The sequence below is a fragment of the Niameybacter sp. genome, from assembly GCF_036655075.1.
Classification (GTDB): Bacteria; Bacillota; Clostridia; order Lachnospirales; family Cellulosilyticaceae; genus Holtiella.
The window spans coordinates 1-10,234 of sequence record NZ_JAVVQU010000065.1; the positions used below are offsets into that span (position 1 = coordinate 1).

Below are 10,234 nucleotides of genomic sequence, written 5' to 3' on the forward strand. Positions count from 1 at the left end.
TTTAATGACACTTGGGATATGGCTGGTAGGCGCGCTTTTATTTGTAGGAGGCGATAGCTATATACTGTTGCTCGTGGGGATGTTCTTGTGTATGGGTGCATCTACATTGATGAATACAACCATTAATATTTTGGTACCAGTTATTTTTGCCGCATCACCAGGATTGATTGTCAATATACTTTTCTTTATACAAGGGATTGGAACAAGTGGTGCACAAAATATAGTAGGTAGAGTAGCAGTAGATATAGTCAATTGGAAGATGGTCAATGGCGTATTGCTAGGGGGAGCCTTGATAGGTATGCTTATCTTATGGTTCTTTAATATGCCGGATGTTAAAGGGAAAGAAAAAGTAGCTATTTCGTATAGACGTATTTTGCAAAATCCAGCTTTTGTCTATTGTATTTTAATCTTTGGATTCTATTTTATAGCAGAGCATGGTATTTTGAATTGGTTTTTACTTTATGGGATTCAGGGACTAGGTCTAGAACATGATGAGGCAGCTGTATTACTTTCCATTTTCTTTGGAGGCATAACAGTAGGCCGACTTATCTTTGCACCAGTGGTACAGAAGTTAGGCATAGAGAAAAGCATCTTGATTTTTGGAAGTATTGGAACCTTATTATATACTGTTGGAATAGCGGGTGGATCAAGTACAGCTATCGTACTAAGTGTTGCAGGGCTGGCATTTTCTATCCTCTATCCAACGCTTGTACTTATGATACAAAACTACTATCCAAAAGATTGCATTGCTTCTGCCACAGGGATGATCCTTTGTGTGGCAACTTTGTTTGATATTGGGTTTAACTTGGTCTTTGGTAAGGTTGTAGATGAGATTGGCATGAGGGCAGCTTTCTATATTTTACTTGTGAGTATGGTCTTATTCTTCGTTTGTCTGATTTTCTTCTATAAAAGAGTAGAAGAAAATGTTGAATCTACGGATAAAAGTACAAGTCTAATCTAAAATGAAAATATTTGATTAAGACTTGTAAGGCGAGGAAAAATAAGAAAAGCTATTTGAGTATCAGAGAGTATGCTATAATAGTCTATAACGAAACGAAAAAGGAAGTGATATTGTGTTAGATTTAGATCAACTTAGGTTATCTCTAGAGCCTTACAATGCAAAATTAGTGGAAATGGGGAACTCTCTTTGACATTGCTAAACATGAAGATGAAATAGCAGAGTTAGAAGCGTTATCCGGTTCACCAGAATTTTGGAATGATATGGACAAAGCCCAACGTACACTTCAAAAGTTAAAAGGGCTTAAAAATATAGTTGAGCAGTACAACAAACTATGTGGTAGCTACGAAGATGTCATGACACTTATTGAAATGGCAAAAGAAGAAGAGGATGAAGACTTGGCAAGTGAAGCTCAAGCTGAAGCCGATACTTTTGTAGATGGTTATGAACAAATGCGTATTGCAACCCTACTTGATGGAGACTATGATGCCAACAATGCCATCCTTTCACTTCATGCAGGTGCAGGTGGAACAGAGGCGTGTGACTGGGTAAGTATGCTCTATCGTATGTATACAAGATGGGCAGACAAGAAAGGGTTCAAGGTAGAACTTCTTGACTTCCTTGAAGGAGACGAAGCAGGTGTGAAGTCTGTGACTATCCAAATCAATGGAGAAAATGTATATGGATACTTGAAAGCTGAAAAGGGCATTCACCGTCTTGTACGTATTTCACCCTTTGATTCATCAGGGAGACGTCATACATCTTTTGCATCCTGTGATGTTATTCCAGAGATTACAGATGAGATAGAAATTGAAATCCGTACAGAGGACTTACGTATTGATACTTACCGTGCAACAGGTGCTGGTGGACAGCATATCAATACAACAGACTCTGCTGTACGTATTACTCATACACCAACAGGTGTTGTTGTACAGTGCCAAAATGAGCGTTCTCAGATCCAAAACCGTGAGAAAGCTATGCAAATGTTAAAGGCTAAGCTCTTTGAAAAACAAGAAGAAGAGAGAATGGCACAACTTGATGGCATTCGTGGTGAGAAAAAGGATATTGGCTGGGGTAGTCAAATTCGTTCTTACGTGTTCCATCCTTATAATATGGTTAAAGACCATCGTACAAGTGAAGAAACAGGAAATACAGGTGCAGTTATGGATGGGGACATTGACCGATTTATGAACGCCTACTTAGTGTGGATTCACCAAAAAGATTAATGAGAGAAGTAGCAAAATTCTTCAGGCTTGCAAGGCACAGGCTGAAGAATTTTTTTTTGTGTAAAATAGACACACTAATTTAAACAATAGATAAGTGTAAGAAAAGGCTTACATTAGGCAAAGTAATGAAAAAATATGAATAAGGTCTTTGTTGTGTTGAAAAACTACAAATATTATGATATAGTCTGTATATAAAAAACAAATGTTCACCATATGCGCACAAGGAGAATAGGATGAGAGAGAACAAGCAATTTTACATTATTGACAAAGAGGTATTACCAGAGGTGTTCCTTAAGGTAATGGAGGTAAAGAACTTGCTTGAGACCCAAAAGGGAATGACAGTACAAGAAGCCACAGAAAAAGTGGGCATTAGCCGTAGTTCATTTTACAAATATAAAGATTCGATTATGCCCTTTTATGAAAAGGGTGGAGGGCAAACGATTACTATTTTAATTAGATTAAAAGATGAAGCAGGTAGGCTATCAGAGTTACTCAATTATATTGCAAGTCTAGGTGGAAATATTTTGACAATCAATCAAATGATACCTATGAATGGTGTAGCGCTGATTAATATATGTATGGAAACACAGGATGTACAGATGGGAATAGGCACATTTATGGAGAAGCTTCAAATAATAGATGGGGTTCAGAGCATTAAACTATTAGCAAGGGAATAAGGAGGAGATTGAATATGAAAGTAGCAGTATTAGGATATGGAACAGTGGGGTCTGGTGTAGTAGAAGTGTTATTAACCAATCAAGCAAGTATTGCTAAAAAAGCGGATATGCCAATTGAAGTAAAATATATTTTAGATATTAGAGATTTTAAGGATAGTCCTCTAAAGGATAAGTTTGTAAAGGATATGAACATCATTTTAAATGATGAAGAAATTAAAATTGTAGCAGAGGCTATGGGTGGAGTAGAGCCAGCTTATAGTTTTGTAAAAGAGGCGCTTTTAAAAGGTAAAAGTGTAGTGACTTCTAACAAAGAACTCGTAGCAGCACATGGGCCAGAACTTTTAGAGGTTGCAAAACAAAATGACTGTAACTTCTTATTTGAAGCGAGTGTAGGTGGGGGGATACCTATTATTAGACCTCTTAATAGTGCATTAACAGCTGATGAAATTTATGAAATAACAGGTATCTTAAATGGCACAACCAACTTTATTTTAACAAAAATGAAAACAGAGGGTAGAGCCTTTGAAGATGTGTTACAAGAAGCACAGGCATTAGGCTATGCTGAAAGAAATCCAGAAGCTGACGTAGAAGGGCATGATGCGTGTCGTAAAATTGCTATTCTAGCTTCACTTGCCTTAGGAGAACACGTGGATTACAAAGATGTGTATACACAAGGCATTACTAAGATTCAAAAAGAAGATATGGATTATGCCGCACAGCTTGGTTATAGTATCAAACTTTTAGGCAGTTGCAAAAATACACCAGACGGAATTTATGCAAGCGTACAACCTACTATGATTCCGAACAACCATCCCCTAGCTACAGTAGATGATGTATTTAATGCAGTACTTGTGAAGGGGAATATGGTTGGTGATGTCATGTTCTATGGTAGAGGTGCTGGGAAGTTACCTACAGCAAGTGCAATGGTAGCTGACATTATAGATGCCGCAAAACATCAATCAACAAATATTATGTGCTTCTGGAGTCGTGAGAAAGTAGCACTTGAAGCTTATGAAGGATGTAAAGTGCATTATTTTGTAAGACTTAAAGGGAATGCACTTACACATGAACAAGTTGTTCAAGAGGCTTTTGGAAAAGTTGAATGTATTGCGCCACTTAAGGCAGATGAGTATGCGTTTATTACTGAGTGTGCCCCTATTCAAGAGCTTGAAGAGAAGCTTAGTCAACTCAAGGATGTAGAAGTGATTAGCAAAATTTATATAGAAAAATAATAGAAACTCGGCTTAGGCTAATGTGTAACAAGCATTGGGCCGAAAGTATAAAGATAGTAAGAAAGCTTACTTTAAATAGAAAGAATACAAAGATTGAGGGTGAGTAAATGAAATATGTAGTGGTATTAGCAGATGGTATGGCCGATGAGCAACTTGACGCCTTAGGTGGTATGACGCCCCTTGAGTATGCCAAGACACCTTATATAGATGCTTTAGCACCCTATAGTGAAATTGGAATAGTAAGTACTATTCCAGAAGGCTGTGCAAAGGGAAGTGACACGGCCAACTTATCGGTACTAGGTTATGACCCTAAACGGTATTATTTTGGACGAAGTCCATTAGAAGCACTAAGTATGGGAGTTACGCTACAAGAGAGTGATGTAACCTTTAGAACCAATGTGGTGACATTAAGTGAGGTAGAAGGCGCATATGAAGATAAAATTATCTTAGATCATAGCTGTGATGAAATTTCTACAGAAGAAGCAAAGGTGCTCATAGAAGCAGTAGAGGCAGCACTAGGTGATGAAGCACGTAAGTTCTATCCAGGCATAAGTTATAGACATTTACTCGTATGGGATAAAGGGAGTACAAAGGTGAAGCTCACACCGCCACATGATATTTTGGAACAGTGTATTGGCGCTTACAAGCCAGAAGGTGACCATGCTGAGGAAATCTGGGAGCTCATGAAAAAAAGTTATGACATTCTGAAAGATCACCCTATTAATCAAGCCAGAAAGGCAAAGGGACTAAAGCCTGCCAATAGCATTTGGATTTGGGGGGAAGGGATCAAACCACAGCTTCCACAGTTCCAAGCAAAGTATGGTATAAGTGGTGCGGTAATTTCCGCGGTAGACTTGATTAAAGGTATTGGTATAGGAGCAGGTATGACTTCTATTGATGTAGAAGGAGCAACTGGAAATGTACACACTAATTATAAAGGCAAAGCAGATGCAGCTATTAAGTGTCTGCTAGAAGATGGGCAAGACTTCGTGTATATTCATTTAGAAGGTCCGGATGAATGTGGACATCGGAATGAACACGAAAACAAAGTGTTAGCTATTTCTCAAATTGATCAAAAGATTATAGGACCTATTGTAAAAGCACTGGAAGAAAATGGGGAAGTCTTTAGGTTAATGGTACTGCCAGACCATGCTACGCCAGTAAGGCTAAGAACACATACTTCTGAACCGGTACCCTATATGATTTATGATTCTACGCAAAAGGATGAAGTAGATCAGCTGAAATGCTACAGTGAGCGATATGCTAAGAGGACAGGTATACATTATGAAAAGGGTCATGAACTTATGGAACATTTCATAATGTAAAAATAAACAACGTAGAAAACGATTGAATAATTCTACTAAAGTATAATTATTCATAAGAAAATTATTGTAATATGCTAAAATAGAGTGATATAATGGGGTAATTCCTAAAATTTAGATTACCCATATGAAGGAGGAGATAACGTGTTAATTGTACAAAAATTTGGAGGCAGTTCAGTTGCAAATGCAGAAAGAGTTTTTAATGTAGCGCAAAGAATTGCTGAAACTTATAAAGCTGGAAATGATGTTGTTGTTGTACTTTCAGCTCAAGGCAATACAACAGATGACTTAATCGCAAAAGCTAAAGAAATTAGTGACAAACCTTCTAAGCGTGAGATGGATATGCTTTTATCAACAGGAGAACAACAATCTGTAGCACTTATGTCTATGGCACTTGCCCAGCTAGGTTATCCAGCGACTTCACTCAATGCTTATCAAGTAGGGATGATGACTACATCCACTTATATGAATGCCCGTCTTAAAAAAATTAAGCCAGACCGTATTCGTCGTGAACTAGATAGAAAGAATATTGTCATTGTAACAGGATTCCAAGGTGTGAATCGTTTTGATGACATTACAACACTAGGGCGTGGAGGTTCTGATACAACAGCTGTAGCTATTGCAGCAGCATTACATGCTGACAAGTGTGAAATCTATACAGATGTAGAAGGCGTTTATACAGCAGACCCACGTATTGTTAAGAATGCAGCTAAGATGGAAGAGATTACATATGATGAGATGTTAGAATTAGCATCACTTGGAGCAAAGGTGCTTCATAATCGTTCAGTAGAGCTTGCAAAAAAATATCATGTAGAGCTTGTGGTAAGATCAAGTTTAACAAAAGCAGAAGGAACAGTAGTTAAGGAGGCATGTAAAGTGGAGAGAATGTTAATTAGTGGTGTAGCAGGAGATGATAAAATTGCACGTGTATCCCTTATAGGAATTGAGGATACACCAGGTAAGGCTTTTGATGTATTTACAACGTTAGCTAAAAAGAATATCAACGTAGATATTATTCTTCAATCCATTGGACGCGATGGTACAAAAGATATCTCTTTCACAGTAGAAGATACAGTGCTTCCAGAAGTTAAAGAAATCGTTGCAACACATATGGATCGTTGGGGACTTAAAGATGTAGACTACAATGAAAACTTAGCAAAAGTATCTGTAGTAGGTGCAGGTATGGTTGCCAATGCAGGTGTAGCTTCTAAAATGTTTGAAGCGATGTATGATACAAACATTAACATACATATGATTTCAACATCAGAAATTAAAATTTCTATCTTAATTGATAAAAAAGATATGAACAAAGCTATGAATGCGATTCATGATGCATTTCAACTTGTAGACTAGTTGAAAAAAGAACAGTGGTAGGAGGAAGTACATTGCTTCTTTTACCACTATTTTTTATTTTAGCGTTCTAGAGAAGTGAGGTGTACTAAATGGCTATTTTAACAGGGATATTTGACTGGTTTAGAGTTAAAGGCTTTGAAAAACCTATATTTACAATTTCTATAACGGCAGATGATGGTGGTTCAGGAATATATTATGGACTTGGATACTCCATTAACATCAAAGGTAATTTTATGCCTGAAGATGAACTGCCGGGAGTTACATATTATGAGTACTATATATTTGGGATACTGGTGGATAAGGGACTTAGAGACTAACTATTATGAGCATAGTTTTCAGAGAAATAAACAGATATTATAGGGGAAGTGAATTGTTTTATGAAGAGGTTGATAATTGTTGCAATAATGGTTATGTTGTTTTGTGTTTCGTGCCAGCCAAAAAATGATGATTCTTCACAGGTAAAAGTCTCATCTTATGCCCAACAACTTTTTTTAGATAAAAATCCTTATATTGGGGATGCTTCTGCAAATGGTAAAGTACTTAATTTATTGAATATGGCTGAGGAATTAGGAAGTTATTCTGTAGAACTTAAAACAGATGAAATACCTTATTGGATTAAGCTAAATTTTGAAGAATATGTTAGTGATAGAGAGGCTTTTGACTTGAAACTATTAGATAAAGCTTTTTTGATTTTGGCTTTGATTGAGAATGCTAATGAAGTTCAGTGTTCTTATCCTTATATAGAAGATGGAGAAGAGATACTTATTACGCTGTATGTTACTCAAAAACAAGCAACAGATGCTTTAGGAAAAGATATTAAAGCATTTGCAAAATCAGAGGCAGGAATCCAAACGCTTCTGAATCAACTCACCCCATAGTTCGTTCACATGGTGAATAGAATAGGATGACACAAGGACATAGTTTGATTTATAATAGCTTATACTAAGTAGATAACTAGCTTGAGGAGGACTTAACTATGGCAAAAGGTGTATTTATAGCATTAGAAGGTGGAGAAGCTACAGGAAAAACAACAACAGCGCAGGCTGTAAAGGAAAAGATGGAGGCTCTTGGGTATGAGGTAGTTGTAACGAGAGAGCCAGGTGGTATTCCTTCAGCAGAAGCTATTCGCAATAACATTATGGATTTTCATGTGGACCCTAAGACAGAACTTTTACTTTATGTAGCAGCAAGACGTGAGCATCTTGTGAGCAAGGTGATTCCTACATTAGAAGCTGGGAAAATTGTGATTACAGACCGTTTCCATATTAGTTCATTAGTCTATCAAGGATGTGCTAGAGCACTTGGCATGGAAGATGTGCGCATGCTTAATGACTTTGCTTGTGAAGGTCATTATCCAGACCTCAATATCATTATTGATATACCAGTAGAAGTAAGTATGGAAAGAAAAAAGGGTGTAGAAGACATCAACCGTTTAGACTTAGAAGGCTATGCTTTCCACAAGAAAGTAGAAGAAGCTTACAAAATGATAAGTGCACAAGGGGAGGATCCAACTGTAGTTGTGGATGGAACCAAACCTATGGATGCAATGATAGAAGAGATTTACGAGATTATTAGAGACAAAGTAGAAGCAATGCAATAATAAAATTTGACGCTTACCTTTCCTAAAACTATGAGACTTGATATGCAAGTAAGCGTAGAGAAAAAGGAGATTATAGCGATGATTAAAGTAAAAGCACCTGCAACAACAGCTAATATGGGACCTGGGTTTGACAGTATAGGGATGGCATTACAAATGTATAACATTGCATATGCGGAAGAAATTCCAGAAGGACTTGAGATTATCATTCAAGAAGGTAGTGTGGATATACCGACAGATGAGACCAATCTTATTTATAAGAGTATTTGCCATTTTTATAAGGAGATTGGCAAGCCTGTTCCTGGGATACGCATTATTCAGCAAGATCATATTCCACATACAAGGGGGCTTGGAAGTAGCGCAGCTTGTATTGTGGCAGGGCTACATATTGCCAATGCTATGAGTCATAGTTTCTTTTCCAAGGAAGAGCTTGTACAGATGGCAGCACAACTAGAAGGACACCCAGACAATACTACACCTGCGCTTTTAGGTGGAATGACAATAGGTGCTATGAACGAGGAAGATATGAAGTATGTAAAGGTGAAGGTAGCAGAGAATTTACACTTTGCAGTGATGATTCCGAACTTTACTTTATCTACAGAAAAGGCAAGACAGGCACTTCCTGCGCAAATTCCACTTAAAGATGGCGTGTTCAATGCATCCCGAGCAGCACTACTAGCAGCATCTATGATTACAGGGGATGTGGAGAACTTAAGTATGGCAATGGAAGACCGTTTCCATGAGCCTTATCGTGAAAGCTTGATTCCAAACATGGGAAGAATTTTAGAACATGCTAGGGCGTGTGGGGCAAAGGGAACTTTCTTAAGTGGTGCAGGTCCTACCCTTATTGCTGTTGTAAGAAATGTTGTATCTTTTAGAAGAGAGATGGTAGACTTTCTAACAGGGGTAGAACATGACTGGCAAGTTCAGATGCTTCAAGCAGACCTTGGTGGCGCAAAAGTATGGATTGATGAAGAGTTAAGATATTAGATATAATAAAAAAGGTGATACCACAAAACGAAGTAACTAGTTTTGTGGTATCACCTTTTTTGTGGATTTTTAGACTTACATTTATTCAGAAGATATTACTAGCTATTTTCTTGTTAAAGTGGTGTTCAAATAATACAGGATATAGGGATTTAATTTGCTAGCTTAACTTATTCACTATACTTTTCTTAGAAAACACTAAGTAAATTCAATGGTATAAGTTCCATTTTGAACTTAAACCCCTATAGCTAATATTCCTTTAAGGATTAGGAGTAGGGTTATGCTTATCATCGCTACCACCATCACAAAATACACAGTTGAGATCAAAGCAAGTATCGCCTGCGTCACACCACAAACATGGTGGCCAACCTTTCACAGCAGCAGGTTGATTAATTTGTTCAAACATAAGTATCACCTCCAATATGTAATATTGATATATAAAAAATATAGAGTGAATGTTCACTCATAAATAATATAACATAAGTAAATTATAAAAAAAAGAAAATTTTAAATAAATAACACGAAAGAAATAAATTATGATAAAATAAATTACAAATACTAAAATCAAGGAGGATTTTATGAATAGTAAGTATTTAGGTACAAAATTTAAAGCCTATAAGTTGTTTGATTTTAAAAATGAATTTTGTTTGTATTTTTATGAAGAAGGAAAATTATTTAGGATTGATGAAAGAATTGTTAAAATGTTAAAAATGGAGGGAAGAAAAAAAGAAGAGATATATTCTCAAATAAAAGAATTCTTTACTTTTGAAGAATTTGAAAATATACTAAATCACTTACAATTAGAAGAAGATATACCATATACAATAGAAGATCCATATCAAGATTTGAAACAATATGAAGTTAATTTAGGATCAATTACCC

The 10,234-nt window shown here is 36.6% G+C and carries 12 protein-coding genes; 11 read left to right on the forward strand and 1 reads right to left on the reverse strand.

What is annotated here, in order from left to right:
* The 10 genes from RRY75_RS12995 to thrB all read left to right on the forward strand — a co-directional run.
* On the forward strand, positions 1 to 961 hold a 961-nt coding region (locus RRY75_RS12995; protein ID WP_332527933.1), incomplete at its 5' end, for an MFS transporter.
* A gap of 112 nt (positions 962 to 1,073) precedes the next feature.
* A protein-coding gene (prfB, locus tag RRY75_RS13000) for a peptide chain release factor 2 (RefSeq protein WP_334309725.1) occupies positions 1,074 to 2,184 on the forward strand; the annotation gives its coding sequence in 2 pieces (ribosomal slippage) (positions 1,074 to 1,148 and positions 1,150 to 2,184; 1,110 coding nt in all).
* A 233-nt stretch (positions 2,185 to 2,417) separates the two neighbouring features.
* Entirely contained in the window at positions 2,418 to 2,861 is a 444-nt protein-coding gene (locus tag RRY75_RS13005) for an ACT domain-containing protein (protein ID WP_332493145.1), read from the forward strand.
* Between the two features lie 14 nt (positions 2,862 to 2,875).
* Entirely contained in the window at positions 2,876 to 4,093 is a 1,218-nt protein-coding gene (locus tag RRY75_RS13010; protein ID WP_332493144.1) for a homoserine dehydrogenase, read from the forward strand.
* A 107-nt stretch (positions 4,094 to 4,200) separates the two neighbouring features.
* On the forward strand, positions 4,201 to 5,418 hold the full coding sequence (locus tag RRY75_RS13015; protein ID WP_332493143.1) for a cofactor-independent phosphoglycerate mutase: 1,218 nt from the start codon (positions 4,201 to 4,203) through the stop codon (positions 5,416 to 5,418).
* 141 nt (positions 5,419 to 5,559) lie between these two features.
* Positions 5,560 to 6,768 (forward strand): aspartate kinase, encoded by a 1,209-nt coding sequence (locus tag RRY75_RS13020; RefSeq protein WP_332493142.1) that lies wholly within the window; start codon positions 5,560 to 5,562, stop codon positions 6,766 to 6,768.
* A gap of 89 nt (positions 6,769 to 6,857) precedes the next feature.
* A complete protein-coding gene (locus RRY75_RS13025; RefSeq protein ID WP_332493141.1) occupies positions 6,858 to 7,085 on the forward strand; it encodes a hypothetical protein in 228 nt (75 codons plus the stop codon).
* Between the two features lie 60 nt (positions 7,086 to 7,145).
* Entirely contained in the window at positions 7,146 to 7,646 is a 501-nt protein-coding gene (locus tag RRY75_RS13030; protein WP_332493140.1) for a DUF4825 domain-containing protein, read from the forward strand.
* 98 nt (positions 7,647 to 7,744) lie between these two features.
* Entirely contained in the window at positions 7,745 to 8,368 is a 624-nt protein-coding gene (gene tmk / locus RRY75_RS13035; RefSeq protein WP_332493139.1) for a dTMP kinase, read from the forward strand.
* Positions 8,369 to 8,446: 78 nt separating this feature from the next.
* A complete protein-coding gene (gene thrB / locus RRY75_RS13040; RefSeq protein ID WP_332493138.1) occupies positions 8,447 to 9,355 on the forward strand; it encodes a homoserine kinase in 909 nt (302 codons plus the stop codon).
* Positions 9,356 to 9,611: 256 nt separating this feature from the next.
* On the opposite strand, the gene RRY75_RS13045 is transcribed toward thrB, so the two are convergent.
* On the reverse strand, positions 9,612 to 9,758 hold the full coding sequence (locus RRY75_RS13045; protein WP_332493137.1) for a hypothetical protein: 147 nt from the start codon (positions 9,756 to 9,758) through the stop codon (positions 9,612 to 9,614).
* Between the two features lie 172 nt (positions 9,759 to 9,930).
* Between RRY75_RS13045 and RRY75_RS13050 the strand changes: the two genes are divergently transcribed.
* Positions 9,931 to 10,234, forward strand: a 304-nt coding sequence (locus tag RRY75_RS13050; RefSeq protein ID WP_332717135.1) for a hypothetical protein, incomplete at its 3' end; no start/stop codon positions are given.

Coding starts and splice junctions, on each gene's coding strand:
- RRY75_RS13010 (WP_332493144.1), top strand. CDS start 2,876: ATGAAAGTAGCAGTATTAGGATATGGAACAGTGGGGTCTGGTGTAGTA.
- RRY75_RS13005 (WP_332493145.1), top strand. CDS start 2,418: ATGAGAGAGAACAAGCAATTTTACATTATTGACAAAGAGGTATTACCA.
- RRY75_RS13025 (WP_332493141.1), top strand. CDS start 6,858: ATGGCTATTTTAACAGGGATATTTGACTGGTTTAGAGTTAAAGGCTTT.
- tmk (WP_332493139.1), top strand. CDS start 7,745: ATGGCAAAAGGTGTATTTATAGCATTAGAAGGTGGAGAAGCTACAGGA.
- RRY75_RS13030 (WP_332493140.1), top strand. CDS start 7,146: ATGAAGAGGTTGATAATTGTTGCAATAATGGTTATGTTGTTTTGTGTT.
- thrB (WP_332493138.1), top strand. CDS start 8,447: ATGATTAAAGTAAAAGCACCTGCAACAACAGCTAATATGGGACCTGGG.
- RRY75_RS13015 (WP_332493143.1), top strand. CDS start 4,201: ATGAAATATGTAGTGGTATTAGCAGATGGTATGGCCGATGAGCAACTT.
- RRY75_RS13045 (WP_332493137.1), bottom strand. CDS start 9,758: ATGTTTGAACAAATTAATCAACCTGCTGCTGTGAAAGGTTGGCCACCA.